This window comes from Burkholderia sp. 9775_39 (assembly GCF_015712225.1).
GTDB classification, from domain to species: Bacteria; Pseudomonadota; Gammaproteobacteria; order Burkholderiales; family Burkholderiaceae; genus Burkholderia; species Burkholderia cenocepacia.
In genome coordinates this window covers 133403-159355 of the sequence record NZ_JACCQC010000015.1, presented here as the reverse complement: position 1 = coordinate 159355, position 25953 = coordinate 133403, and the positions used below count along the sequence as shown (strand labels likewise).

Below are 25953 nucleotides of genomic sequence, written 5' to 3'. Positions count from 1 at the left end.
AGTCGTGAGTTCTCAAGTCGTCATCGTCGGCGGTGGTGTGATCGGCAGCTCGATCGCGTATTTCCTGCGCGCCACCGATCCCACGGTCGCCGTGACCGTCATCGAACGCGATCCTACCTATGCAAGATCGTCGTCGGCGTTGTCGGCCGCGTCGATTCGCCAGCAGTTTTCCACGCCGCTGTCGATCGAGATGTCGCTGTTCGGCATCGAGTTCCTGCGCACGATCGGCGAGCGGCTCGAAGTGGACGGCAACCGGCCGTCGATCGATCTGCACGAAGGCGGCTACCTGTTCCTCGCGACGCCGGCCGGCGACGCGACGCTGCGCGAGAACCATGCGCTGCAGACCAGCCTCGGCGCCGATATCCGGCTGATGGACGGCGACGCGCTGCGCGCGAAGTTTCCGTGGCTGAACGTCGACGATCTCGTGTCGGGTGCGTACGGCGTGAGCGGCGAAGGCTGGTTCGACGGCTACGGGCTCGTGCAGGCGCTGCGCAAGAAGGCGCAGGCGCTCGGCGCGCGCTACGTGCCGGCCGACGTGAAGGACGTGGTGCGCGACGGCCGCAAGATTACGCATGTCGTGACGGACGACGGCGAGCGCTACGCGTGCGACACGCTCGTCAACGCGGCCGGCGCATGGACGCGCACGCTGTCGTCGATGATGGGCATCGACATTCCGGTGTTTGCACGGCGTCGCAGCATCTTCAACGTATCGTCGCCGGCGAAGCTTGCCGATTGCCCGCTGCTGATCGATCCGACCGGCGTGTATTTCCGGCCGGAAGGGCGCACGTACATCTGCGGCACGTCGCCGAGCCCCGATCGCGACCCGGACGACCTGCCGCTCGACGAAGTCGACCACGACCTGTTCGACGACGTGATCTGGCCGACGCTCGCGCATCGCGTACCGGAATTCGAGGCGCTGCGCGTCGAGAATTGCTGGTCCGGTTACTACGAGTACAACGTGTTCGATCACAACGCGATCATCGGCTACCACCCGGAACTCGACAACGTCGTGTTCGCGAACGGCTACAGCGGCCACGGGCTGCAGCAGGGGCCCGCGACGGGGCGCGGCGTCAGCGAACTCATTCTGGGCGGGCGTTACGACACGCTCGACCTGTCGTCGCTCGGCTGGGCGCGCGTGCTCGAAAACCGGCCGATCGTCGAAAAGAACGTCGTGTAGCGCGGCGTGACCGCCCGGTATGGGGTGGGCGGGATTCTCCTAGTGTCTCAAACCCGTTGGCCCGACTTTCGTCGGGCCTTTTTTTGTCGTCGGCAGGCTGATCCGTACCCGATGTCGTCGATGTCGGAATGTGGCAACATCGCGGAGGTTTTTACACACTGACTGTCTACTTGAGCAACGGGGGCCCGCTGGAATGAGCGACATCGCCATCGATATACCGTGGCCGGTCATGATGCTGATTTTGGGCATCAGCTATTGGCCGTTGTGGCTGCTTGTCGGTGCCGGGTTGATGTATTTCGGTATGACGCGTCTGCGCGGGATCGGGCGTATTGCCTGTATCGTCGCTGCGGTCTTGTTCATCGCTTATACCGGCTTGGGCTTGTACGTGATCCTTGCCAGGTAGGGGAAACGTCCGTGACGGCGTGCGATAACGATGCGGTCAGCCGGAATTGGCGTTGCGTCGATTCAGGGCGCTCGCCGCACGTTATTCGCCATGCCGGGCGCGAGGAAGTGGCCGAGCCGCATGGAACGAGACTGGCCCGGCTTTGCCGGGCCTTTTCCATTCCGCGCTACCGCACGCCATAAATCGCATCGCGCAGATCGAGCGTGTACTGCCCGTTCATCCCTTCGTAGAGCGTGTTCGACAGCGACACGGCGGTGAGCCCGCGTGCGCGGTCGACGAACCACGAATGACCGTAGACGCCGCCCCAGCGCCACGTGCCGACGGATTCCGGCGACGCGGCCGCCTGCGGGTCGTGCAGCACCGAGAAGCCGATTCCGAAGCCCGCGCCGGGCAGGTCCGGCAATTCCAGATCGCCGGTCTGTACGCGGCCCATCTCGTCGACCAGCTCGGCGGGCAGGATCGCGCCGCCGCCCGCGCGCAACGTGTCCAGCACCGTCAGCACGTCGCCGGCGGTGCCGACCATCCCGGCGCCGCCCGACGGGAACGCGTGTGCATCCAGCGCACGCGACGGCGAGTACGTGACGCCGACGAACCCTTCGACGATGGGTACCGTCTCGTTCTCGGCGAGCCGGTGCGGCTGCGGCGTGTCGTTGACGTACGGCGTCGCGAGCCGCGCGGGATCGCGTGCGACGAACGCCGTGTCGTGCACGCCGAGCGGGCGCAGCACGAGCGCATCGATCGCATCGGGGAGCGGCACGCCGCAGACGGCCTCGATCAGCGCGCCGACGACGTCGATCGACAGCGAGTAGTTCCAGCTGGTGCCGGGCGCGAACAGCAGCGGCACGCTCGCGATCCGGCGCAGGTTGTCGGCGAGCGTGATCGATGCGCGATCGAGCCCGTCGGAGACACCCGCACGCGCATACGGGCCGTTCGCATCGGTTTCGTTGAAGCGATAGTCGAGGCCGGCGGTATGCACGAGCAGCTGGCGCACCGTGATCGTCGGCACGCGGCCGTCGGGCAGCGCCGGACGGAATTCGGGCAGCCAGCGCGTGACGTCGTCGTCGAGCGACAGCTTGCGTTGCGCGACGAGCGCCATCGCGGCCGCCGAGACGATCGGCTTCGTCACCGACGCGAGCCGGAACAGCGTGTCCTCGCGCATCGGCGTACGCGATTCGCGGTCCGCGAAGCCGGCCGCGCGGCGATAGACGAGTTCGCCGTCGCGGGCGACGAGGACGACCGCGCCGACGAGGCGCTGCGTGTCGAGCTGGCGGGACAGGACCGCGTCGATGCGCCCGGCGAGCGCGCGATCGGTTGACGACTGCAGTGACGATGCGGGAGAGGAGGTCATCGAAAATTCCGTCGTGAAGGGCCTGGTCGACATGTTATGGGACGCGCGCCGCACGCGTCGTTAACCCTTACATGGAACGGGGCGATGTGCGCGGCAGGGGCCGGCGTCGACGAATACCGGGCCCCGCAGCAGACAAAATATGCCCCAATCGACCGGCGCCGTTCGTTAGAATCTGCTTTCGTCGAGGAAATGACGCATTTGCATGGGTGCAGAGCAGTATCGAATCGAAGACGCTGCTTGTCCTGATTCCATCGTTCATCTTTCACCGGAGGCGAGCATGCCAGGTTTACTTCCCGATGTTGACCGCGAGGGGCTCCTCGAATATTCGGTGGTGTACACCGATCGCTCCGTCAACCATATGTCGCAGCGCTTCCAGGGCGTCATGCGCGACATCTCCGCCACGCTGAAGAACGTCTACAACGCGAAGTCGGTCGCGATCGTCCCGGGCAGCGGGACGTTCGGCATGGAAGCCGTGGCGCGGCAGTTCGCGACGAACAGGAAGTGCCTCGTCATCCGCAACGGCTGGTTCAGCTTCCGCTGGTCGCAGATTTTCGACATGGGCGGCATTCCGTCCGAGACGACGGTGCTGAAGGCGCGTCCGGTCGAAGCGGGCAGGCAGGCCGCCTATGCGCCGGCGCCGATCGACGAAGTGATCGCCGCGATCAACGAGCACAAGCCCGATCTCGTGTTCGCGCCGCACGTCGAAACCGCGTCCGGCATGATGCTGCCCGATGCGTACCTGCGCACGGTGGCCGATGCCGTGCATGCGGTCGGCGGCATGTTCGTGCTGGATTGCATCGCGTCGGGCACCGTGTGGGTCGACATGCAGGCGAGCGGCGTCGATATCCTGATCAGCGCGCCGCAAAAGGGCTGGAGCGCGTCGCCGTGTTGCGCGATGGTCATGTTGAGCCCGCTCGCGCGGGAACGCATCGATTCGACGACGAGCACCAGCTTCGCGTGCGATCTGCGCAAGTGGCTGCAGATCATGGAAGCGTACGAGGGCGGCGGGTTCGCGTACCACGCGACGATGCCCACGGACAGCCTCACGACGCTGCGCGACGTGATGAAGGAAACCGAGGCATATGGCTTCGACAAGGTGAAGGCGGAACAGCTCGAACTCGGCGAGCGCGTTCGTGCCGTGCTGACCGAGAAGGGATTCAGAAGCGTGGCCGCGAAGGGGTTCGAGGCGCCGGGTGTCGTGGTCAGCTACACGGACGACGACGGTATTCGCACCGGGCAGAAATTCGCCGATGTCGGTTTGCAGATCGCGGCGGGCGTGCCGTTGCAATGCGACGAGCCGGCGGACTTCAAGACGTTCCGGCTCGGGTTGTTCGGTCTCGACAAGCTGCATGACATCGATGGGGCGGTGAAGCGGTTTGCCGATGCGTTGAACCGGATTGTTTGACGCGGTTTTCGGCGTGAGTGCGCACCCGATCGTTTTCGAGACGGTGTGTGCGTCATTCGGGTTGTGTGGCCGCTGCTCGTTTGTCGCGCGGTGGCCTTTGTCCCGTATATGGCGACGTGTTCCTTCGGCCTAACGGTTTCGAATCGGCATGGCGTAGCTTCGATTACGCACGCGATATTCCAGCATGCTGCTCTCTGGCGCGCCGAGCTCGAGAAGCTTTTGTTTAAGAAACGGCAACCCTTTATCGAGGTCCGTCAACTGGACGTCGATGCCGACCCACTCGATAGCGTGATCTTTCGATAGATTAGTGCCACCGCCCGTTACTTCGCCGAGACGTGCTTGCTTCAACGCGTCGTCCAGTGGATCCTCGTATTTGTGCCCACGTTCGATCGGCATGATCGATTCAGGGATTTGGACAAAGACGAACGTGCGGGTTTGCTCATCGGCTGTGGATGTATGGCTGCACGCCGCGAGCAGGCAGCAGCCGGCGAGAAGCAGCCGAACCGGGTTTTGACGTGCATTCATCGACGCGCCTTGCAGTGTAATGTTGTACTCAATCCTTCAGGATGGTGACATGGCCGAATGCGCTCTAACCTTAAACAGTCAGCTCGAATGGGAAAACTGGTTGGGGCAAAACGGCAGCACGTCGACCGGAGTATGGCTGCGGCTCGCGAAAAAAGGTACCGGGCAGCAAACCGTTACCTACGAACAGGCGTTGGAAAGTGCCCTTTGTCATGGCTGGATCGATGGTCAAAAGAAGGCCGAGAGCGAGCAATACTGGTTACAACGCTTCACCCCGCGCTCGGCGAACAGCATCTGGTCCAAACTCAACAAGGACAGGGCTGAAGCGCTGATCGCCGCCGGCAGAATGTGCGCGGCAGGTATGCGCGAAATCGAGAAGGCCAGGAAGGACGGCCGCTGGGAGGCGGCCTATACGTCGGCCAGCAACTCGATTGTGCCGGACGACTTGCAGGCGGCGCTGGACGCCAATCCGAAAGCCGCGAAGTTTTTTGCAACGCTGAACAGCCGTAATCGCTATGCGATCCTGTTCCGGATACAGAACGCCAAGAAGCCGGAAACGCGGGCGCGCAAAATCGCGGAATTCATCGACATGCTGAAGCGGGGCGAGACTTTTCATCCGTAGAGTGCGGGCTTCTGACGGCGTGGAGCGCCCGATTGATCATCGCCCGTTCGCGAACGTTCGACGTCGCCCGAAGCCGCGTCGCCGCTGCACGGCTACGCGGGCAAAAGGCCTGCCTTACGATAACTGTCGATCAGCGCGTCGTAGAGCGAGAGATCGGCACGGCTGCGCGCGATGAGCTGAGCGCCGGCGATGGCGGCGAAGATGCCCCGCGCCCGCTGTTTGCTCTCCCGAGCGCCGACCACTGCCGCCGCGGACAGCACCTTGCTCAACCACGCCACGTTCACGTCGGCGAAGGCCAGCACTTCCTTCATCACGACTTCCGGCAGGTCGTCGGTTTCGGCGGCCATGAAGCTGCACAGGCACAGGCGGTTGCCGGTCTCGAGCGCCTTGCGAAAGGTACCCGGATAGCGACGCAGGCAATCCAGCGGATCGCGCGATCGGGCCAGCATGTCGTCCAGCGCCGCCGCTGAATCTTCCCGATAACGCCTCGCTACCGCCGCGCCGAGATCGGCCTTGCTTTCAAAATGGTGGTAGATGCTCGCGGCCTTGATCCCCACCTCGTTGGCGAGATCCCGATAGTTCAAGCCGCCGTAACCGTGCGTCTGCGCGAGCCGCGTGGCGGCTGCCAGAATTCTTTCTCTCGAGTTCGAGCTCGCGTCGTTCGTCACTGCGTCAGTCTCCGCGCACGGGAAATGGTGTTGACACTCCGGATTGTACCTTATATGGTTAACCTAACAAACGTTAGGTAGATTCGCGGGCGACGTGTGTTCATGTCGTCCGATCCAGTGCAAACGACCATGGAGCGCGCCTGCAATGACTTCCCGTACCGCCAATTTCGACGTAGCCCGACTGCCCGTGATGAAGGTCTACGATTTCCCGACCGGGCCCTATCCGACCCGCGTGCGCATCGCGCTGGCCGAAAAGGGGCTGCAATCGCGCGTCGAGTTCGTGATGGTCGATCTTTACAAGGGCGAGCATAAAAAGCCCGAGTTCATCGCCGGCAAGAATTATTCGGGTACGTTGCCGGTGCTGGAGCTCGACGACGGAACCTGTATCGCCGAGTGCACGGCCATTACCGAATACCTCGACGCACTCGATGGCGCGCCCACGCTCACCGGCAGCACGCCTCGCGAAAAGGGCATCATTCACATGATGAGCAAACGCGCCGAGCTGGAGCTGCTCGACGCCGTCAGCGTCTATTTCCATCACGGCACGCCGGGGCTCGGCCCCGACGTCGAGACGTATCAAAACCCGGAGTGGGGGTTCCGCCAGCGCGACAAGGCGCTGAGGGGCATGCGCTACTTCGATGCCGTTCTGCAAAGCCGGCCGTATGTCGCGGGTGCGACGTTCTCGATGGCCGACATCACCGTCATCGGCGGTCTGATCTTTGCGATGCTCGTGAAGCTGCCGGTGCCTGAGGAGTGCGAAGCGCTTCGCGCATGGTACGCGCGCATGTTTCAGCGCGAGAGCGTCAGGAGCCAGCCGGTGTTCGCTGCCTTGACCTGAGCCGCCGCGGATGCGCGTCGACGTGTGTGAGGGCGCATGGGGAAGCCCGTGCACTGCACGATCGGAGAGCGGCTTCGGTCACCGCTATTCCCGTATCATCTGTCCGGTTCGCCAGGACCGTATCACTGACCATCCCAAGCTCATTCATCCGGGGGAGCCCCATGTTCGACCACGTCAAATTCGGCGTCAGCGACTACGCCGCCAGCAAGGCGTTTTTCCTCAAGGCGCTTGAACCGCTGGGCGCCGTGATCGTCGGGGAGGGCGAGCCGTCGTACGGGATAGAGATCAGTGCGCCCGGCAAGCCTTCGCTGTGTTTGTTCCAGACCGACGAGAAGCCGGTGCATCTCCACATCGCATTCGTGGCCGACACGCGGCGGCAAGTCGATGCGTTTTACCGCGCGGCGCTGGAGGCCGGTGCGAAAGACAATGGCGCGCCCGGGCTGCGACCGCATTATCACGCGAACTATTACGCGGCGTTCGTCACCGGTCCGGATGGACACAATATCGAGGTGGTGTGTCATCGGGCGGAGGGGTGATGCGCCGGATCGGTAAAACGCTCGCGGTGATCTCGAGCGTGGCGATCGTCGGCATCGCCCACGTTCAAGCAGCCCCCGGCGAAACGGCATTCCCGCGTTTCACGCAATCCGAAGGCAAGCTCGATGCCGACGGGCTTCCGCTGTCGGGCGTGAAGCTCTGCGTGCTGCCCGACCGTGCGCCGTGCTTCGAGATGCCGCCGAAGCTTGTCCCCGGTTCCGCCAAGGAGCTGTACCAGTTCGGTCTGAATCCACGCTCCGAACGGCTGCCGATTGCGTCGGGCGGCTCGTGGGTGTTTTTCTCGGGAATGTTCTCGGGTGGCGGCAGCGGAATGCTGGAGCGCGTGGCTGTCCTGCGTGTCGGCGCGAATGGCAAGATCGAGAACCTGATGCCGATCGTCACCGAAACCGAGATGGCCGATCGTGCGATGTGGAGCGTGCCGCAGGTGTCGCCGTATCCGCTGTTCGTTCGGGCCGACTACGTGTGGGGCAAGGGCGAGGATCATTTCGGCAAGCACGTCTTCGACGTCGACGCATGGACGTTCGATCCCGCCGCGAATCGATACGCGAAGCGCTTTTCCTACCGGACGAGCAAACGCTATGACAGAGCCGAAGGCGCGGATCGCGTGCTGAGTGCCGAGCGTCCGGAAATCCTGCGGCGCCTCGCCGCCGCCCAATAGCGTGTTACCGCTGTGCGTCCCCGTAAGTCTCCTTGCACACCGCGCGTAGCGCGTCGACGAGCAGATCGCGCGCGGGCGACCGCGAATCGGCGGAGCGCGTGAACAGCGCGATGGGCGGCAGCGTCCACACCAGCGAATACGGCACGATCGCCACGCCGGCGATCCGCACCAGCTCTTCCGCGATATCGGCCGGCACGATCGACACGGCTTCGTCGCTCGACGCGATCATTTCGCCGATCAGCTTCGACGAATAGCTTTCGACGATCGGCACGGGCGGCGCGATGCCGGCCGACAGGAACAGGTCGGTCACCTGTTCGCGCATTGGCGTGTGCGGCGCGCCGAGAATCCAGTCGAGCGCGTGCAGCTTGTGCCAGTCCAGCGGCGTGCGAGCGAGCTTGGCCGCCAGGCGCCGGCTCGCGATCATGCGCGGCTGCTGCTGGTACAGCACTTCGAACGAAACCTGCCCGAGATCGATCGCCGACGACGCGCGCCCGATCACGATGTCGACACTGTGATCCTTGAGTTGCAGCAGCAGCTGATCGCTGGTGCCTTCGTGAATCGTCACGGTCAGGCGCCGCTCCATGCGCGCTTGCAGCCGCTTCAGCGCGGCCGACAGCATCTGGCCGGAGATGAACGGAATCACGCCGATGTGCAGATGGGCCGCATGCCCGGCGGCGACGGCCTCCATCTCGCGGGCGAGGTGGTCGAGATCCTTGATCATCGCCTTCGCGCGCTCGAGCACGACCGCGCCGAGCGCGGTGGGCCGCATGCCGCGCGACGAGCGCTCGAACAGCGGCGTGCCGAACATGCTTTCCAGTTCGGACAGCGCGTTCGTCACGGCCGGCTGGCTGCTGGCCATGTGTTCGGCGACCCGCGTCAGCGATCCGTGCTGCTGGATCTGCAGCAACAGCACCAGATGCCGGATCTTCAGACGCGCGCCGAGCCGCCTGACCACGTCGTTTGAGTCAAAATTCATTGACTGGTCATGTATTCATCAGGAAAAAGTGATGGGCCGATATTAAAACAGAATCATCACGTTATGGCGGATCCCTAGAATCCCCTTCATGGATCGCGCCGGGATTGGCCTGGCGCCCACGCCGGGACCCACAACATGAAACAGACAGAGACACAGCAGCAGGCCGCGTTCGACTACCACGAGTTTCCGACCCCCGGGAAGATCTCGGTCGTCGCGAGCAAGCCGCTGGTGACCCAGCGCGATCTGGCGCTGGCCTATACGCCCGGCGTGGCGAGCGTGTGCGAGTCGATCGCCGCCGATCCGCTGCAGGCGCACCGCTTCACGAGCCGCGGCAACCTGGTCGGCGTGATCACGAACGGCACCGCGGTGCTCGGCCTCGGCAACATCGGCCCGCTCGCGTCGAAGCCGGTGATGGAAGGCAAGGCCGTCCTGTTCAAGAAGTTCGCCGGGATCGACGTGTTCGACATCGAGATCAACGAGACCGATCCGGACAAGCTGGTCGACATCATCGCCGGCCTCGAACCCACGTTCGGCGGCATCAACCTCGAGGACATCAAGGCGCCGGAATGCTTCACCGTCGAGCAGAAGTTGCGCGAGCGCATGAAGATTCCCGTTTTCCACGACGATCAGCACGGCACGGCCATCACCGTTTCCGCCGCGTTCATCAACGGGCTGAAGGTCGTCGGTAAGTCGATCAAGGAAGTGAAGGTCGTGACGTCGGGCGCCGGCGCGGCCGCGCTGGCGTGCCTGGACCTGCTGGTCGACCTCGGGCTGCCGGTGGAAAACGTCTGGGTGACCGACATCGAGGGCGTCGTCTATCGCGGCCGCACCACGCTGATGGACCCGGCCAAGTCGCGCTTCGCGCAGGAAACCGACGCGCGCAAGCTCGCCGAAGTGATCGGCGGCGCGGACGTGTTCCTCGGCCTGTCGGTCGGCGGCATCCTCACGGCGGACATGCTGAAGGAAATGGCGGCGCGCCCGCTGATTCTTGCGCTGGCCAATCCGACGCCGGAAATCTTCCCGGAACTGGCGCACGAGACGCGCGATGACGTCGTCATCGCGACGGGCCGCTCGGACTACCCGAACCAGGTCAACAACGTGCTGTGCTTCCCGTACATTTTCCGCGGCGCGCTCGATGTGGGCGCGACGACGATCACGCGCGAGATGGAAATCGCCGCGGTGCACGCGATCGCGGGGCTGGCCGAGGAAGAGCAGAACGAAGTCGTCGCGGCGGCCTACGGTGCCTACGACGTGTCGTTTGGCCCGCAATACCTGATTCCGAAGCCGTTCGACCCGCGCCTGATCGTGCGGATCGCGCCGGCGGTGGCGAAGGCGGCGATGGAAGGCGGCGTGGCGACGCGTCCGCTCGCCAATCTCGATGCGTACGTCGAGCAGTTGCAGCAATTCGTCTACCACTCGGGCGCATTCATGAAGCCGCTGTTCGCGACCGCGCGTCAGCTCGTGCGTGACGGCGGCAAGGCGCGGATCGTGTTCACCGAAGGCGAAGACGAGCGGGTGCTGCGCGCGGTGCAGGTGATCGTCGACGAGAAGCTTGCGCGGCCGATTCTGGTCGGGCGTCCGGAGGTGCTGCTCGCGCGCATCGAGCGATTCGGCCTGCGTCTGCGACTCGGTCAGGACGTCGAAGTGACCAATCCGGAATACGACGAGCGTTTCCCGCAGTACTGGACGAAGTATTGGGAACTGCGCTGCCGCGACGGTATTTCGAAGGAAATGGCGCGCGTGGAAATGCGCCGCCGCCTGACGCTGATCGGCGCGATGATGGTGCAGCTCGGCGATGCGGACGGGATGATCTGCGGGACGGTGGGCGAGTATCACAATCACTTGCGGTTCGTGGACGAAGTGATCGGCAAGAAGCCGGGTGCGTCGACCTATGCGGCGATGAACATCCTGTTGCTCGATCAGCGCACGGTCGCGCTGGTGGATACGCACGTGAACGACAACCCCGATGCGGAGCAGATCGCGGAATTCACGATCGCGGCGGCGCGCCAGATGGAATGGCTGAACCTGACACCGAAGGTCGCGCTGCTGTCGCGGTCGAATTTCGGGTCGGGGAGCGCGGCTTCGGGTGTGAAGATGCGCCGGGCGCTGGAGATCGTGCGGGAGCAGGCGCCGGATATCGAGGCGGATGGCGAGATGCATGGCGACTGTGCGCTCGATGAAGGGCTGCGGGCGAAGTTGCTGCCGATGTCGCCGTTGAAGGGGGCCGCGAATTTGCTGGTTTGTCCGAACGTGGATGCGGGGAATATCGCGTACAACCTGCTCAAGACCGAGGCGGGGAGTAATGTGGCGGTGGGGCCGTTCTTGTTGGGTGTGAATGCGCCGGTGAACATCCTGACTTCGAGCGCTACCGTGCGGCGGATCGTGAATATGGCCGCGCTGACGGTGATCGAGGCTAATCGGGGTGTGGCGGGCTGATTGATTGGTTTTGTGAGGGGCGGCCGAGGCCGCCCTTCGTTTGTCGGGACCGGTCAGAAAGTGAAAATGACCATTAATGACCAAACCGCAAGACCTAGTGCATAGATATCGTTTGCCGAGCCCTTAATGACTATCGACAATCGTGGCTCGAATTCACCGCCGCGGCGCCAGAAGCGCCTTGGCGGCCGGCGCTCGACGGCTATCCCGGCCGTCCGCGCCCACCAGCTCACGACGACATGTACGCGTTCACGCCCTCATTCCAAGACCCTGCCGGCTCGCCGATCCGCGAGTTGTTCAAGTACCTGTCCGAACCGGGCATGATTTCCTTCGCGGGCGGCTATCCGGCCAGCGACCTGTTCGACGTCGACGGCCTGAACGCGGCCGCCGAACGCGCGTACGCACAGCCCGTCCGCTGCCTGCAATACGGCCCGACCGACGGCCTCGCCGAGTTGAAGCAGCAACTGATCGCGCTGATGGCGCGTCGCGGCGTCGCGTGCATGCCGGCCGAACTGCTCGTCACGACCGGTTCGCAGCAGGGCCTCGACCTGCTGCTGCGCGTGATGGTGTCGCCCGGCGACGTCGTGCTGACCGAACAGCCGGCATACCCGGCCACGCTGCAGGCCATGCGTTTGCAACAGGCGCGCATCGTGACGATTCCCGTCGACGGCGAAGGCCTCGACGTCGATCGCCTCGGCGAACAGCTCGCGTCCGGCGCGATCGCGCAGCCGAAGCTGCTCTACACGGTCCCGACCTTCGCGAACCCGACGGGCGCGACGCTCACGCGCGAACGCAGGCTGAAGCTGCTGCGTCTCGCGGTGCAATACCGTTTCCTGATCGTCGAGGACGATCCGTATGGCGACCTGCGTTTCGCGGGCGAAGCCGTGCCGTCGATGCTCGCGCTGGCCGGTGAAGTGGACGGCGCGCGCGACTGGCTCGTGCATTTCGCGAGCCTGTCGAAGATCGTCGCGCCGGGGCTGCGGGTGGGCTGGACGATCGCGCCGGCCGAGATCACGCGGCGCTGCGTGATCGCGAAGCAGACGGTCGATCTGTGCAGCACGCCGTGGACGCAGGCTACTGCCGCCGAATATCTGGCCGACGGTGCGCTCGAACGCCATCTGCCGCGCATCACGGCCGCGTACCGGCGCAAGTGCGACGCGATGTGCGACGCGCTGCGCGACGGGTTCGGCGATGCGATCGAATTCCATCGTCCCGAAGGCGGGATGTTCGTGTGGGCGCGGCTTGGCGCGGTGCCGTCGGACGTGCTGCTGCAACAGGCGATCGCCAACAAGATCGTGTTCGTGCCCGGCAAGGCGTTCTTCGCGGACAACGTCGACGCGGCATCGCTGCGCCTGTCGTTCGCCGCGCCGGACGTCGATGCGATCCGGGAAGGCGTCGCGCGCCTCGTGCGCGCGTATGGTGCGGCGCTGGCCGCGTAAGGAGACATCGAGATGACCATCACCGTCGACGAAACGGTATCGGCGGGCGCTGCATCGGGCGCCGGCGACAAGCGGCCGGCGAAGCATCGGTCGTCGCAGATCAGCGCCGGGCCGCAGTATGTGGCCGACGTGCTCGGCCGTTTCGGCGCGGAGCCGGCGGTCGACGCTGCCGATGCGGCGCCGGTCGTGCTCGGCTACAACTGACGGGCGCACGGACCGCGGCGCATCGCCGGCGCGCCGTCGCCGCAACAAAAGGTTAAGCTTGCGCGATCGAAACACCGACGATCGCCGCCGCTCCATGTCCGACTCGACCTCCGCATCGCTCGCGCAAACCTACGATCGCCTCTGGTCCTGCCTCGAGTCCGGCGTCAGCGTGCAGCGCTCGCCGTTCACGATGTTGCAGGCGGCGACGCTCGGCCTCGACGGTGCGCCGAAGGTTCGGACGATCGTGTTGCGTCAGGTGAATCGCACGGAGCGCGTGCTGTCGTTTCATACCGATGCACGTTCGGAGAAGGTCGCGGAGTTGCGTCGCGATCCGCGCATCTCGATCGTCGCCAATGACCTCGATGCACTTGTGCAGATTCGCGCGGAAGGCGTTGCGTCGATCTGCGACGACGAAGTGCAGCGGCGCGCGATCTGGCAATCGAGCCGTCCGCATACGCTGCTGCTGTATCGCGCACCGTTGCCGCCCGGTACGCCGATCGCGTCGCCGGAAGCCGCGCATCCCGACAGTACCGCGCCGACCGGCGACGGCTACGAAAACTTCTGCCTGATCCACGTGACGGTCACGCGCATCGACTGGCTCGAACTCGCGCGCGCCGGCCATCGTCGAGCGGTATTCGACCTGAACGACAGCGGCGACGAAGCCCGCTGGATCGCCCCCTGACGCCAGCCAGGCGAGCTCACGCGGCTCAAGGCCGCCCGTCCGACGCGGCCTGGATCATCCACGCGCGCATTACCGCGATCGCGTCGTCGTCGCGGCGCTCGGCCGGATACACGAGATAGAACCCCATCGACAGCGGAAACGCGAAGTCGAACGGCTTGCACAGCCGTCCGGCGGCGATGTCGCGCTCGACGAGCGGCTCGGTCGCGAGCGCGATGCCCTGGCCGGCGACGGCCGCGTCGATCGCGAGCGACGTCTGGTTGAAGCGCAGCCCCTTGTGCGGATCGACGTCGACCGGTTCGGGCATCGCCGCGAGGAATTCGGGCCACAGATCGTGCGCGTCGTGCAGCAGCACCTGACCAGCGAGCGCGCGCGGCGAAGCCGGCGCGATCAGCACCGACGGGCTGCACACCGCGTACACGTCGAGCGGGAACAGCGCATGGGTGGCGAGATGCTTGCCGAACGGCGGCTTGCCGTAGCGGATCGCGAGGTCGACGCCGTCGTGGCGGAACGTCGCGATCTGCGGATCGGCGATCACGCGCACGTCGTAGTCGGGATGCGCGTCGGTGAACTGCGCGAGCCGCGGGATCAGCCACTTCGACGCGAACGACGGCGTCGTGCTGATCGTCAGCGCGGCGCGGCGCTTGACGAGCTTGTCGGTCGCGTCGGCGATCGCATGCAGCGCGCGCTGCACGTCGGAGAAGTACGCGGCGCCGTCGTGCGTGAGCGCGAGGCCGCGCGGCAGGCGCTCGAACAGCTTCAGGCCGAGCACGTCCTCGAGGTGGCGCACCTGCTGCGCGACGGCGCCCTGCGTGACGCCGATCTCGTCGGCGGCGGCGCGGAAATTGAGGTGCCGCGCGGACACTTCGAACGCGCGGAGCGCATTCAGCGGCGGCAGGCGGGAAGGGCGTGGCGGCATCGTCAGGCTGTAGAAAAACTATCGGCTGGCGGCAGAAATACTGGTTCGACAGCCGGAATCGATGGGCCTACATTACCATCATGGCGCGCCGAATGGCGGCTGCGCGGCGGCAGAATCGAAACGAGGAGCGGATCGTGACTGTAGAAAAAGTGGCGCTGATCACGGCGGCGGGCAAGGGCATGGGCGCGGCGATCGCGCGCGAACTGGCGGCGACCGGCTACCGCGTCGCGCTGATGTCGCCGTCGGGCAGCGCGGTGGCGCTCGGCGAGGAACTGGGCGGCTTCGGCATCCAGGGCTCGGTGACGGAGGAAGCCGATATCGACCGGCTCGTGCAGGAAACGGTCGCGCGCTACGGGCGGATCGACGCGGTCGTGAACAACACCGGCCATCCGCCGAAGGGCGAACTGCTGTCGATCACCGACGACAACTGGCATGCGGGCCTCGACTTGATCCTGCTAAACGTGGTGCGCGTGATGCGCCGCGTGACGCCGATCTTCCAGAAGCAGGGCGGCGGCGCGGTGGTCAACATCTCGAGCTTCGCGGCGGACGCGCCCGAGCAGCCGATGCCCGTGTCGTCGGCGCTGCGCGCTGCGCTGAGCGCATGGACGCGCCTCTACGCGGAACGCTATGCGGCCGAGAACATCCGGATGAACGCGGTGCTGCCGGGCTTCATCGACAGCTGGCCGGAAACGCCGGAGATCGTCGCGCGCATTCCGGCCGGCCGCTTCGGCAAGACCGGCGAGATCGCGAAGACGGTCGCGTTCCTGCTGTCGGACGGCGCGGGCTACATCACCGGGCAGAACATTCGCGTCGACGGCGCGATCGTCAAGGCGCTCTGAGCGCCGCATTGGCGAGCAGCCATACAGGCGTGGCCGCTCGCCGCGCAACAGCTACAAACGCGTACAAATCAGACAAATCCGGGATACATCAGACCTTTCGAATAGGCGACGCCGCGTGACGAGGGCGCGCCTGATTGAAAGCCTGGGTGCGATCTCGCGCGCGGCATGTTCACTTTCCACTTCACGAAAGGAGATGCCGAACGATGTCTTCCACACCGTTTTCCCCGATGCGTCGCCACCTGCTGGCCACTTCCGTGGCCGCCGGGGTGTCGGCGATGCTGCCCACCGCGCTGCATGCGGCCACCGGCGCGAGCGGCATACGCCCGTTCACCGCACACATTCCCGATGAAGCCGTGGCCGACCTGCGCCGTCGCATCGCCGCGACGCGCTGGCCGGGCCGCGAGACCGTCGCCGACGAATCGCAGGGCGTGCGGCTCGCGCGCATGCAGGCGCTGCTGCGCTACTGGGGCACCGACTACGACTGGCGCAAGGGCGAGGCGCGCCTGAACGGTTTCCCGATGTTCATCACGGAAATCGACGGGCTCGACATTCATTTCATTCACGTCCGCTCGCGGCACGAGAACGCGATGCCGATGATCATGACGCACGGCTGGCCCGGCTCGATCTTCGAGTTGCTGAAGGCGATCGGCCCGCTGACCGACCCGACCGCGCACGGCGCGAGCGCGGACGATGCGTTCCATGTCGTCGTGCCGTCGCTGCCGGGTTTCGGTTTCTCGGGCCGGCCGACGAAGACCGGCTGGGGTTCGGATCACATCGCGCGCGCGTGGGGCGAGCTGATGGCGCGGCTCGGCTATACGCGCTTCGTGTCGCAGGGCGGCGACTGCGGCTCGGTGATCTCGCACCGGATGGCGATGCAGCGCGTGCAGGGCCTGGCCGGGATTCACGTGAACATGCCGGCGACGGTACCGCCGGACATCGCCACGCTGCTCGCGACCGATGCGCCCGCGCCGGCGTCGCTGTCGCCGAAGGAGAAGGCCGCGTACGAGAAGCTCGCGACGTTCTATCGCGACAACTGCGGCTACTCGGCGATGATGGTCACGCGGCCGCAGACGGTCGGTTATGCGCTGGCGGATTCGCCGTCCGGGCAGGCCGCGTGGATGTACGACAAGATCTCGCAGTGGACGTACAGCGGCGGCGTGCCCGAACGCTCGATTCCGCGCGACGAGATTCTCGACGACATCTCGCTGTACTGGCTGACGAACACCGCGACGTCGGCCGCGCAGATCTACTGGGAGGATCACTCGAACAACTTCAACGCAGTGGATATCTCGTTGCCGGCGGCGATCACGGTGTTTCCGGGCGAGATCTATCAGGCGCCGCGCAGTTGGGCCGAGCGCAGTTATCACAACCTGATCTACTTCAACCAAGTCGACAAGGGCGGGCACTTCGCGGCATGGGAGGAACCGGAATTGTTCGCGCGTGAAGTGCGTGCCGGGTTCCGGCCGTTGCGGCGCGTGTAGGCGGGGTCGGTGCGATGAATGCGGGCCGGCCTGTTGCGCGGCCCGCGTTTTTCAAACACCGGGTTTCGATACGGATTGAATCCTCGCGTGAGCATTAGAGTGGCGATGGGGTGCCTGTCAAAAGAGGCTGCACGACCAGTGTGAATCCATCAGCTTCCCGACAATCGCCGCGGCAAAGTAGATGCCGGTTAGCGTGACCAGGAACCCTATCCATGTCACCTCGATTCGTTGAAAACGTCGGACAATCGACGCAGCTGCGGCGCAGACAACGAGTCCGATCAACATGCTGGGCGCATGATGGATGACGCCGGCCATCACGGCGAAGGCCGAGAGAAACAGCGCCCAGTTCAGCGCGTCGCCGAAGGAACTGCAGGAGGCCGTGGAATAGCCGAAGAAGCCCGCAAACGCGAGAGCCGGAAGCCCGAGCACGATCCAGATCATCGCGAGCCAGAACGGCGGTCCACTCGCGGCTCGTTTCAACGAATGCATGCCTTGTTCATCGATATCGGCCAAATCGATCACCTCGAATTGAATGGATGAATACCGCGCAACGTCGATGGCGAATCGGCGCGCGGCTACGGTTGCTTCCCTTTTCCAACGACATGCCGCGCCTACGCAATCGCCTGCAACGCCTGCGCAAACCGCTTGTCCGCCAGATACGCAACGTTGAACCGGCAATACTTCGACGGACGATCGGCCTGCGGCGAGAACACCGCCCCCGGCGCGAGGATCACGCCGCGCTCCAGCAGCGCCTGTGCGAGCGACATCGAATCCGGCCAGCCGGGCAGCGCGGCCCACAGATACAGGTTCTGCTCGCACGGCCGATAGACCTCCGCGCCGAGACGGCCGAGCGCATCGAGTGCGGTGCCGGTCGCGCGCCGCAGTTTCTCCTGCAGATGATTCGTATGCCTGAGAAAGTGGCCATCGCTGACGATCGCATCGAGCGTGCGTTCGCAGTATTCCGAGCTGCTGACGTGCGTCAGCATCTTCACGTCGGCGAGATCGCTGGCAAGCGCCGCATTGCACGCGAGAAACCCGACACGCAGCGCGGCCGACACCGATTTCGAAAAACTGCCGATATAGATCGTGCGGCGCAACTGGTCGAGCGTCGCGATGCGCGTGAGCGAGCGCGGCCGCAGGTCGGCCAGCGCATCGTCCTCGACGATGATCAGGTCGTGCGCGTCGGCGAGCTGCAGGATGCGGTGCGCCTTGGCCGCGCTCGTATCGGTCGCGGTCGGGTTGTGGCCGACCGATTGCGTGAAGAACAGCTTCGGCCGGTACGCGGCGATATGCTCGGCCAGCTTCGCGACGTCGGGGCCGTCGATCTCGCGCGGCACGCCGACGATGTTCGCGCCGCTCAGCTTCAGCTTGCCGAACAACGGGTAGTAGCCGGGATCGTCGACGAGCACGGTGTCGCCGGGGCGCACGAAATAGCGCAGCACGAGGTCCATCGCCTGGTTCGCGCCGTGCGTGAGCACGATCTGCGCGGGCGGCGCCTCGATCTCGTAACCGGCGAGCTTCTGTTGCAGCGACTGGCGCAGCGGCAGGTAGCCGAAGCGGCTGCCGTAGCGGAACAGCGATGCGGCGCTCGTGCGCATGATGCGCTGCTGGTACTGGTTCAGCCGCGTTTCCTCGAGCCACTCGATCGGCGGGAAGCCTTCGCCGAGATTGAGCACGTCGGGCTTCACGTGCAGTTGCTCGCGCATCAGCCACACGATGTCCATCGCGCGGTCGAGCGAGCTCGGCTCGTCGAGGTCGGGCGTGGCCGCCGCGCGTCGCGTGACGAAGAAGCCGGAGCCGCGGCGCGGCTCGATCAGGCCGTCGGCCGCGAGCATCTCGAACGCGCTGATCACGGTGTTCTTCGAGCAGCCGGACGCCTCAGCGTATTCCCTGATCGACGGCAGTTTCGCGCCGGCCGGCAACACGCCTTCCTCGATCTGTCTGGCGAGATTGTCCGCCATCGCGCCAGACAGGCTGGCTTTTGCACGCTGTTTCATCGGAATCTTCCGTCGGGCCGGCTCACTGTCATGGGTGCGGTTGAGGGACTGTCTGCGCCGTCTGTACCTTTTCAATGGGTACAGCGTGACTATTATTCGGCTATCCACTGCCCGCCGCAAGCACCGACGGGCAATACCGCCACCCCGCAACAGTCAACCCATCATGCCGATCGATTCCGCCTTGCCGAACTTCCGCTCGCTGACGCCCGAGCAACGCCTGTCCCACCTGGCCCGCGTCGTCGGGCTCGACGATGCCGAGCACGCGCTGCTCGCCCGACCGGGCGCGCTGCCGCTCGATACCGCGAACGGAATGATCGAGAACGTGATCGGCACGTTCGAGCTGCCGATGGCGGTGGCCGGCTACTTCCGGATCAACGACCGGGACGTGATCGTGCCGATGGCCGTCGAGGAGCCGTCGATCGTGGCGGCCGCATCGTACATGGCGAAGCTGTCGCGCGCGGCGGGCGGCTTCCACACGTCGAGCAGCGGCCCGCTGATGCGTGCGCAGGTCCAGGTGGTCGGCGTCGACGATCCGTACGGCGCGCGGCTCGCGATCCTGCGTCATGCGGCCGAACTGATCGCGCTCGCGAACAGCCGCGACAAGGTGCTGGTCGGGCTCGGCGGCGGCTGCCGCGACATCGAGGTTCACGTGTTTCCCGACACGCCGCGCGGCGCGATGATCGTCGCGCACCTGATCGTCGACGTGCGCGACGCGATGGGCGCGAACACGGTCAACACGATGGCCGAGACCGTCGCGACGCGCATCGAGGCGATTACCGGCGGCCAGGTACGGTTGCGGATACTGTCCAACCTCGCCGACCTGCGGTTGGCGCGCGCGGAGGTACGGTACTCGGCCGCGACGCTCGCGACCGACGATTACGCCGGCGAAGCGGTGATCGATCGCGTGATCGACGCATACGTGTTCGCGGCGACCGATCCGTACCGCGCGGCGACCCACAACAAGGGCATCATGAACGGCATCGATCCGGTGGTGGTCGCGACCGGCAACGACTGGCGCGCGGTCGAAGCCGGCGCGCATGCGTACGCGAGCCGCAGCGGCCGCTATACGTCGCTGACGACGTGGGAGAAGGCCGCGAACGGCGACCTCGTCGGCACGATCGAGATGCCGATGCCGGTCGGGCTCGTCGGCGGCGCGACGAAGACGCATCCGCTCGCGCGCCTCGCATTGAAGATCATGAACGTGACGTCCGCGCAGGAACTCGGCGAAATTGCGGTCGCGGTCGGGCTTGCGCAGAATCTCGGGGCGCTGCGTGCGCTCGCGACCGAAGGAATCCAGCGCGGCCACATGGCGCTGCATGCGCGCAACATCGCCGTCGCGGCCGGCGCGACGGGCGCCGACATCGACCGGATCGCGCAGCGGATGGTCGCGGCGAAGGACGTGCGTACCGATTTCGCCGTCGAGCTGCTCGCGGGCCGCAGCGACGGCTGACGCGCGGCTGCGCGCCGCGTGATCGACGCGGTGTGCAGTCCGCGCCGCGCCGGCATGGCCGGCGACATATCAAACCAGGAGGAGACACATGGAACAGACCGGTTCAAGCGCCGTCGCACCCGCGCCGCATCGCACCCGGCCGTTGGCCGGCGCCGATGCGGCGGCCGCGACGCTCGTCGAGGTGTGGGGCGACACGGTGGCGACGAAGCATCTCGCGTGGTCGGTGCTGCTCGGCATCGCGATCAGCCTCGGCGCGTTCGAGATCGGCCGCATCGCGCTCGCATCGTTCGTGCACGATGCGGCGATCGCACGCGCTTATGCGATGCTGATCGGCCTCGGCGGCTGCCTGCTGGCCGGCACGATCTGCGCGGTGCTGTTCAAGCCGAAGCGCACGGTGATCGAGCATGCGGCGGGCAGCGCCGAGCGCGACGACGCCTTGCGGCAACTCGCCGAAGCATCGGGCGGACTGGGCGCGACGAGCGACCTGTCGGCCAGCGCGCGCGCCGAGATGGAGGAACTCGGGCTGCTCGACCTGTTCGCGTCGTACGACGCGTCGACCGGGCGCGCACGCGCGGGAGGCCGCTGATGGACGCACTGCTGCAGGCGTTGCCGGCCGCGTTCGCGATGGGGCTGCTCGGCGCGATCGTGTTCTCCGGCATCGGGCTGATCTCCGGCACCGACGAAACGACGACGATCGCGCCGCTCACGTTGCTCGTCGCGCTGCTCGGCGTGCCGCCGGCCGGCGTGTTCACGTTCTTCCTCGCGGGCGCGGTGGCCAAGCACATCACGCATGCGATCCCGACCGCGCTGCTCGGCATTCCCGGCGACACGATGGCCGCGCCGCTGCTGCAACAGGCGACGCTGCTGCGCGCGCTCGGCGTGCCGCACATCGCGCTGCGCAAGATGATCTCTGGCGCGATCGTCGCCGCGTTCGTCGCGCTGCCGCTCGCGGTGCTGTTCGCGTCGCTGCTCGCGCCGTTCGGCGCGGCGATCGCGAAGGCCGCGCCGTGGGTGTTCCTCGCGGCGGCCGTCGGCATCGCGTACTGCTCGGCGGGGCGCTGGGCATCGGTGCTGCTGCTGGTGCCGTTCGTGATGCTGGTGGTCGGGCTGCAGGCGCTCACCGGTCATTACGGCGTGAAGCTGAGCGTCAGCTACTTCCTCGGGATCGCGATCGGCCCGCTGGTGGCCGACCTGTTCTCGATCCTGTCGCCGGCCGAGCGGCGGCGCATGCGCCGCGACGGGCCGTCGACGTTCGTGCTCGCGCCCGACGTGAAAAGCTGGCGCGGCTATTTCCCGAATCCGCTGAAGGTGCTCGACCGCGAGCAGGTCGCGTGGACGGTCGGCACGGCCGCCGTGTCGAGCGCGACGTTCGTGTTCAGCCCGGTCGCGATGACGGTGCTGATGGGCGAGATCGTCGGCGCGCGCGTGCGTCATGCGTACCAGCGCCTGACGACCGTGATCGCCGCGCGCAACGGCGTGACCGAGGCCACCTATATCGCCGAAGCGCTGATTCCGCTGATCGCGTTCGGGCTGCCGCTGAGCCCGGTGGCGGCCGGCCCGGCCGCGCCGCTGTTCAATGCGCCGCCGCGCTTCACGGTCGACGCGGCGAGCGGGCAGATCCACAACCTGCATACGCTGATGAGCTGGCCCGCGTTCCTCGGCTACGGGCTGCTGGCGATCGTGCTGGCCGCGCTGATCGCGTATCCGCTCGCGATGCACCACGCGCACCGCGCGGCGGCGTTCGTCGCGCGCAAGCTGAGCCACGAAGCGATCATCGCGACCTTCGCGGGGCTGATCGTCGTGATCGGCGTGTGGGAAGGGCAACTGCTCGGGCTTGCCGTGATCGTGACGATCGGCCTCTTCGGCGGGATGCTGTCGCGCCTGTTCGCGTTCAACACCGGCGTGCAGTTCATGGGCTATTACGTCGCGGTGCTCAGCGTGCCCGCGATCGCCAGGCTGTTCTGACACGCCGGCGTACCGGGCCGCGAGTGCCGCGCGGCCGCGCCGAAGCGTCGTTTTCTCGCGATTTTTGAATCGCTGTGTGTCGTGTTCGCACACGGATACGTTGGGATACAAAGCGTCCGGATGGTTCGGATATAAAACCGGTGAAGCGATTCGCACGGCGGCGCGGTGCCATGCGCCGCCGCTGCGAACGGCGACACCCGATTGCCCGCACGTGCCGCGGGCCCTTTCCTGAGCGATCGACAATGGAGAACGAGTCATGCCTGATACCGTGAACACCCGCCGCCGCCTGATCCTGGGCTCGACGCTGGCGAGCCTGAGCCTGGCCGACCTCGGCTTCAGCGCGCTCGCGCATGCGCAGTCGGCGCCCGATGCATCGGCGGCGAAGCGCCCGGCCGGCGCTGCGTCGCTGGGCCCGATCCACCAGATCGACGCGGGCGTGCTCAACGTCGGTTATGCGGATCTCGGACCGAAGCAGGGCCCGGTCGTGTTCCTGCTGCACGGCTGGCCGTACGACATCTACAGCTACGCGGACGTCGCGCCGCTGCTCGTCGCGGCCGGCTATCGCGTGATCGTGCCGTACCTGCGCGGCTACGGCTCGACGACGTTCCGCTCGGCCGACACGGTGCGCAACGGCCAGCAGGCGGTGACGGCCGTCGACATCGTCGCGCTGATGGATGCGCTGAAGATCGACCGCGCGGTGTTCGGCGGCTACGACTGGGGTGCGCGCACGGCCGACATCATCGCGGCGCTGTGGCCGCAGCGCGTGAAGGCGCTGGTGTCGGTGAGCGGCTACCTGATCGGCAGCCAGGCGGCGAACGCCAAGCCGCTGCCGCCGCAGGCCGAATTACAGTGGTGGTATCAGTTCTACTTCACGACCGAGCGCGGCGAACTCGGCTACGCGCAGAACCGCGATGCGTTCAACAAGCTGATCTGGCAACTCGCGTCGCCGAAGTGGCAGTTCTCCGACGAGACGTATGCGCGCTCGGCCGCGTCGTTCCGGAATCCCGATCACGTGGCCGTCGTGATCCACAACTATCGCTGGCGGCTCGGGCTCGCGAAGGGCGAAGCGCAATACGACGACATCGAGCGGCGTCTCGCGGCCGGGCCCGCGATCACCGTGCCGACGATCACGATGGAAGGCGACGCGAACGGCGCGCCGCATCCGGAGCCGGCCGCGTACGCGAAGAAGTTCACCGGCAAGTACCAGCACCGGACCATCACCGGCGGCATCGGCCACAACCTGCCGCAGGAAGCGCCGCAGGCATTCGCCGATGCGATCCTGCAAGTGGAGCATCTGTGATGCGGGCCCGCGTGGGAATGGGGCGGCGCGGCGCGCGCCATGTGCTCGTCGCGGGCGTGCTGCTGGCCGGTGCGTGGTCGGCGAGCGGTCCGGCCGCGTTCGCGGAGCAGCCGAAACCGGCCGCGGCCGCGTCGCCGATCTACGGCGTGACGATTCCGCCCGGCTACCGGAAGTGGGAGATGGTCGCGCCGGCCGAAGAGGCCGCACCGCTCGACGAACTGCGGGTGGTGCTCGGCAACCCGGTCGCGATCCGCGCGCTCGAACAGGCGACGCTGCCGTTTCCGGACGGCACGATCCTCGTGAAGCTCGCATACAAGCGCAAGCAGTCCGACGAGTTCGCGCCCGCGACGGTGCCGGGCCAGGCGACGACCGTGCAGGTGATGGTGAAGGATTCGCGCCGCTATGCGGCGACGGGCGGCTGGGGATTCGGGCGCTTCATCAACGGCGTGCCAGCCGACCTCGGCCAGCATCAGACATGCTTTGCATGCCATCAGGCGCGGGTGAAAAACCACGATTACGTGTTCACGCGGCTCGCGCCGTGACGTGACACGGCGAGGTGAAGGTGACGGAAAGGCGTGCCCTGCGAGGCACGCCTTTTTTCGTGGTGCGCGGGGAACGGCGCAGCGCGTCGGCAAGCCGGTTTGTATCGCACTGTATCTGCGGTCGCTCCTGAAAAACTGGCATGCAGAAAGCCCCGGTTTCGGAAACATGCCGGATACGTGCGCGGGTTCTACTGTCGACATGCAGCAAACGTTCGGTGCCAGGCGTTCGCACCGGATGCCAAATGATCGACCACCCAACTTCGTTCAAGGAGAAATCTCATGAAAGCCGCTCGAATCCTCGCCGTTGCCATTCTCGCCGTCGCACCCGCACTGTCGTTCGCCGATACCGGCCACGGCCTCACGCGTGCCGAAGTGCGCGCCGACCTCGTCCGTCTCGAGAAGGCCGGCTACAACCCGGCCGGCAGCGAAGCGCATTACCCGGACGACATCGCCGCCGCAGAGCATGCCGTCGCGGCTGCCGAGCAGGTCGCGCGTTCCGACCAGAACGGCCCGTCGAAGTCGCAAGACGACAACGTGGCCGATGCGTCGGCGCCGGCCGGCCATCGCGACGCAGCGCAGTCGCGTGCCGCACGCACCGCCGCCGACGACCTGTACGCGCATTCGTGATTCCGCGCCGCGCCTGCCGCATGCAGGCGCGGCCTTCACTGCAGTCCTTCATTTGAACAACACGACAAGCAAAGGAGCATGACGATGGCCGGTTTGACGAAACGCGTTCTGGTATCCGCCGCGATGATCGGCGGACTGTTCGGTGCGGTCGCGGCGCAGGCCGCGCCGAAGGAAGACCTGAAGGGCACCAACGTCGTGCTCGTGCACGGCGCGTTCGCCGACGGATCGAGCTGGAACCGCGTGATTCCGCTGCTGGAGGCGCGCGGGCTGCACGTGGTGTCGGTGCAGAATCCGCTGAGCTCGCTCGCCGACGATGCGGCCGCGGCGAAGCGTACGATCGACGAACAGAAGGGGCCGGTCGTGCTGGTCGGCCATTCGTGGGCGGGCGTCGTGATCAGCGACGCGGGCAACGACGACAAGGTGAAGTCGCTCGTGTACGTCGCGGCGTTCGCCCCCGACAACGGCCAGTCGATCGCGGACGTCACGCAGGGGCTGCCGGCGCCGGCATGGGCCGGCGAGTTGCGCAAGGACGCGGGCGGTTTCGCACGGCTGTCGGACAAGGCGATCGCGCAGGACTTCGCGCCGGATCTGCCGCCCGCGCAGCAGCGCCTCGTCGCGGCGACCCAGGGGCCGTGGTATGGCGGGTGCATCTCGGAGAAGGTCACGCAGGCCGCGTGGCATGCGAAGCCGTCGACGTTCGTCGTCGCGACGCAGGACCGGATGATCGATCCGATGCTGCAGGAAGCGATGGCGAAGCGGATCGGCGCGACGGTCACGCGCGTGAACGCGAGCCATGTCGCGATGCTGAGCCAGCCGAAGGCCGTGGCCGACGCGATCATCGCCGCGGCCGAGCGCGCGAAGCAGGATACGCAGTGAGCGCGTGCGGCGCCGCGCTTTCGTGAGGGG

Annotated in this window: 27 protein-coding genes; 20 read left to right on the top strand and 7 right to left on the bottom strand. The window is 66.1% G+C overall.

What is annotated here, in order from left to right:
* Nucleotides 1-4 precede the first annotated feature (4 nt).
* Both H0X90_RS21170 and H0X90_RS21165 read left to right on the top strand, forming a co-directional pair.
* Nucleotides 5-1177 (top strand): FAD-binding oxidoreductase, encoded by a 1173-nt coding sequence (locus H0X90_RS21170; protein WP_006484555.1) that lies wholly within the window; start codon nucleotides 5-7, stop codon nucleotides 1175-1177.
* Between the two features lie 193 nt (nucleotides 1178-1370).
* Nucleotides 1371-1580: a hypothetical protein gene (locus H0X90_RS21165; protein WP_012493113.1), complete on the top strand. Its 210-nt coding sequence runs from the start codon at nucleotides 1371-1373 to the stop codon at nucleotides 1578-1580.
* Nucleotides 1581-1746: 166 nt separating this feature from the next.
* On the opposite strand, the gene H0X90_RS21160 is transcribed toward H0X90_RS21165, so the two are convergent.
* Nucleotides 1747-2928, bottom strand: coding sequence for a serine hydrolase (locus tag H0X90_RS21160; protein ID WP_006495755.1), 1182 nt, complete (start codon nucleotides 2926-2928; stop codon nucleotides 1747-1749).
* Between the two features lie 277 nt (nucleotides 2929-3205).
* Between H0X90_RS21160 and H0X90_RS21155 the strand changes: the two genes are divergently transcribed.
* Nucleotides 3206-4333, top strand: coding sequence for an aminotransferase class V-fold PLP-dependent enzyme (locus tag H0X90_RS21155; RefSeq protein ID WP_077190983.1), 1128 nt, complete (start codon nucleotides 3206-3208; stop codon nucleotides 4331-4333).
* A 129-nt stretch (nucleotides 4334-4462) separates the two neighbouring features.
* On the opposite strand, the gene H0X90_RS21150 is transcribed toward H0X90_RS21155, so the two are convergent.
* The gene (locus H0X90_RS21150; protein WP_077190984.1) at nucleotides 4463-4858 is read right to left on the bottom strand and encodes a hypothetical protein; all 396 of its coding nucleotides are present in this window, start codon (nucleotides 4856-4858) and stop codon (nucleotides 4463-4465) included.
* Between the two features lie 49 nt (nucleotides 4859-4907).
* Here H0X90_RS21150 and H0X90_RS21145 point away from each other — a divergent pair, with 49 nt between their 5' ends.
* Entirely contained in the window at nucleotides 4908-5477 is a 570-nt protein-coding gene (locus H0X90_RS21145; protein WP_077191049.1) for a YdeI family protein, read from the top strand.
* A 92-nt stretch (nucleotides 5478-5569) separates the two neighbouring features.
* On the opposite strand, the gene H0X90_RS21140 is transcribed toward H0X90_RS21145, so the two are convergent.
* Complete coding sequence (locus H0X90_RS21140) at nucleotides 5570-6145, bottom strand: TetR/AcrR family transcriptional regulator (protein WP_077190985.1); 576 nt, start codon at nucleotides 6143-6145, stop codon at nucleotides 5570-5572.
* A gap of 145 nt (nucleotides 6146-6290) precedes the next feature.
* Between H0X90_RS21140 and H0X90_RS21135 the strand changes: the two genes are divergently transcribed.
* The 3 genes from H0X90_RS21135 to H0X90_RS21125 all read left to right on the top strand — a co-directional run bounded on the left by H0X90_RS21135 (nucleotide 6291) and on the right by H0X90_RS21125 (nucleotide 8196).
* Nucleotides 6291-6983: a glutathione S-transferase gene (locus H0X90_RS21135; RefSeq protein ID WP_077190986.1), complete on the top strand. Its 693-nt coding sequence runs from the start codon at nucleotides 6291-6293 to the stop codon at nucleotides 6981-6983.
* A gap of 161 nt (nucleotides 6984-7144) precedes the next feature.
* Complete coding sequence (locus H0X90_RS21130; RefSeq protein ID WP_077190987.1) at nucleotides 7145-7519, top strand: VOC family protein; 375 nt, start codon at nucleotides 7145-7147, stop codon at nucleotides 7517-7519.
* A complete protein-coding gene (locus H0X90_RS21125) occupies nucleotides 7519-8196 on the top strand; it encodes a hypothetical protein (RefSeq protein ID WP_077190988.1) in 678 nt (225 codons plus the stop codon). Before H0X90_RS21130 ends, H0X90_RS21125 begins: the two co-directional genes overlap by 1 nt.
* 4 nt (nucleotides 8197-8200) lie before the next feature.
* Here H0X90_RS21125 and H0X90_RS21120 read toward each other — a convergent pair whose 3' ends face one another.
* Nucleotides 8201-9172: a LysR substrate-binding domain-containing protein gene (locus H0X90_RS21120; RefSeq protein WP_077190989.1), complete on the bottom strand. Its 972-nt coding sequence runs from the start codon at nucleotides 9170-9172 to the stop codon at nucleotides 8201-8203.
* 135 nt (nucleotides 9173-9307) lie between these two features.
* On the opposite strand from H0X90_RS21120, the gene H0X90_RS21115 reads away from it, so the two are divergent.
* The 4 genes from H0X90_RS21115 (at nucleotide 9308) to H0X90_RS21100 (ending at nucleotide 13930) form a co-directional block, all read left to right on the top strand.
* Nucleotides 9308-11608, top strand: a complete 2301-nt coding sequence (locus H0X90_RS21115; protein ID WP_006495745.1) for an NADP-dependent malic enzyme — start codon at nucleotides 9308-9310, stop codon at nucleotides 11606-11608.
* Nucleotides 11609-11844: 236 nt separating this feature from the next.
* Complete coding sequence (locus tag H0X90_RS21110; protein WP_077190990.1) at nucleotides 11845-13044, top strand: PLP-dependent aminotransferase family protein; 1200 nt, start codon at nucleotides 11845-11847, stop codon at nucleotides 13042-13044.
* A 12-nt stretch (nucleotides 13045-13056) separates the two neighbouring features.
* Nucleotides 13057-13248: a hypothetical protein gene (locus H0X90_RS21105; protein WP_077190991.1), complete on the top strand. Its 192-nt coding sequence runs from the start codon at nucleotides 13057-13059 to the stop codon at nucleotides 13246-13248.
* A gap of 94 nt (nucleotides 13249-13342) precedes the next feature.
* Entirely contained in the window at nucleotides 13343-13930 is a 588-nt protein-coding gene (locus H0X90_RS21100; RefSeq protein ID WP_077190992.1) for a pyridoxamine 5'-phosphate oxidase family protein, read from the top strand.
* A gap of 25 nt (nucleotides 13931-13955) precedes the next feature.
* Here H0X90_RS21100 and gcvA read toward each other — a convergent pair whose 3' ends face one another.
* The gene (gene gcvA, locus H0X90_RS21095) at nucleotides 13956-14846 is read right to left on the bottom strand and encodes a transcriptional regulator GcvA (RefSeq protein WP_077190993.1); all 891 of its coding nucleotides are present in this window, start codon (nucleotides 14844-14846) and stop codon (nucleotides 13956-13958) included.
* A 134-nt stretch (nucleotides 14847-14980) separates the two neighbouring features.
* Here gcvA and H0X90_RS21090 point away from each other — a divergent pair, with 134 nt between their 5' ends.
* Nucleotides 14981-15685 (top strand): SDR family oxidoreductase, encoded by a 705-nt coding sequence (locus H0X90_RS21090; protein ID WP_077191050.1) that lies wholly within the window; start codon nucleotides 14981-14983, stop codon nucleotides 15683-15685.
* Between the two features lie 203 nt (nucleotides 15686-15888).
* Nucleotides 15889-17166 carry an epoxide hydrolase family protein gene (locus tag H0X90_RS21085; protein ID WP_077190994.1) on the top strand — a complete coding sequence of 426 codons (1278 nt, stop codon included), beginning with the start codon at nucleotides 15889-15891 and terminating at the stop codon, nucleotides 17164-17166.
* A 117-nt stretch (nucleotides 17167-17283) separates the two neighbouring features.
* On the opposite strand, the gene H0X90_RS21080 is transcribed toward H0X90_RS21085, so the two are convergent.
* Together H0X90_RS21080 and H0X90_RS21075 are read right to left on the bottom strand one after the other, a co-directional pair.
* On the bottom strand, nucleotides 17284-17688 hold the full coding sequence (locus H0X90_RS21080) for a hypothetical protein (protein ID WP_227739715.1): 405 nt from the start codon (nucleotides 17686-17688) through the stop codon (nucleotides 17284-17286).
* A gap of 89 nt (nucleotides 17689-17777) precedes the next feature.
* The gene (locus H0X90_RS21075; protein ID WP_006484635.1) at nucleotides 17778-19163 is read right to left on the bottom strand and encodes a PLP-dependent aminotransferase family protein; all 1386 of its coding nucleotides are present in this window, start codon (nucleotides 19161-19163) and stop codon (nucleotides 17778-17780) included.
* Nucleotides 19164-19326: 163 nt separating this feature from the next.
* Here H0X90_RS21075 and H0X90_RS21070 point away from each other — a divergent pair, with 163 nt between their 5' ends.
* From H0X90_RS21070 to H0X90_RS21040, 7 genes are all read left to right on the top strand, one after another.
* The gene (locus H0X90_RS21070) at nucleotides 19327-20613 is read left to right on the top strand and encodes a hydroxymethylglutaryl-CoA reductase, degradative (protein WP_077190995.1); all 1287 of its coding nucleotides are present in this window, start codon (nucleotides 19327-19329) and stop codon (nucleotides 20611-20613) included.
* An 88-nt stretch (nucleotides 20614-20701) separates the two neighbouring features.
* Nucleotides 20702-21199, top strand: coding sequence for a hypothetical protein (locus tag H0X90_RS21065; RefSeq protein ID WP_006484516.1), 498 nt, complete (start codon nucleotides 20702-20704; stop codon nucleotides 21197-21199).
* The gene (locus H0X90_RS21060) at nucleotides 21199-22578 is read left to right on the top strand and encodes a tripartite tricarboxylate transporter permease (protein WP_006484537.1); all 1380 of its coding nucleotides are present in this window, start codon (nucleotides 21199-21201) and stop codon (nucleotides 22576-22578) included. The genes H0X90_RS21065 and H0X90_RS21060 overlap by 1 nt, the downstream gene beginning before the upstream one ends.
* Before the next feature lie 256 nt (nucleotides 22579-22834).
* Nucleotides 22835-23878, top strand: a complete 1044-nt coding sequence (locus tag H0X90_RS21055; protein WP_077190996.1) for an alpha/beta fold hydrolase — start codon at nucleotides 22835-22837, stop codon at nucleotides 23876-23878.
* Nucleotides 23878-24420 carry a cytochrome P460 family protein gene (locus H0X90_RS21050; RefSeq protein ID WP_012493119.1) on the top strand — a complete coding sequence of 181 codons (543 nt, stop codon included), beginning with the start codon at nucleotides 23878-23880 and terminating at the stop codon, nucleotides 24418-24420. Before H0X90_RS21055 ends, H0X90_RS21050 begins: the two co-directional genes overlap by 1 nt.
* Nucleotides 24421-24699: 279 nt before the next feature.
* The gene (locus H0X90_RS21045; RefSeq protein WP_077190997.1) at nucleotides 24700-25047 is read left to right on the top strand and encodes a DUF4148 domain-containing protein; all 348 of its coding nucleotides are present in this window, start codon (nucleotides 24700-24702) and stop codon (nucleotides 25045-25047) included.
* Nucleotides 25048-25131: 84 nt separating this feature from the next.
* Complete coding sequence (locus H0X90_RS21040) at nucleotides 25132-25923, top strand: alpha/beta fold hydrolase (RefSeq protein ID WP_077190998.1); 792 nt, start codon at nucleotides 25132-25134, stop codon at nucleotides 25921-25923.
* Nucleotides 25924-25953 lie beyond the last annotated feature (30 nt).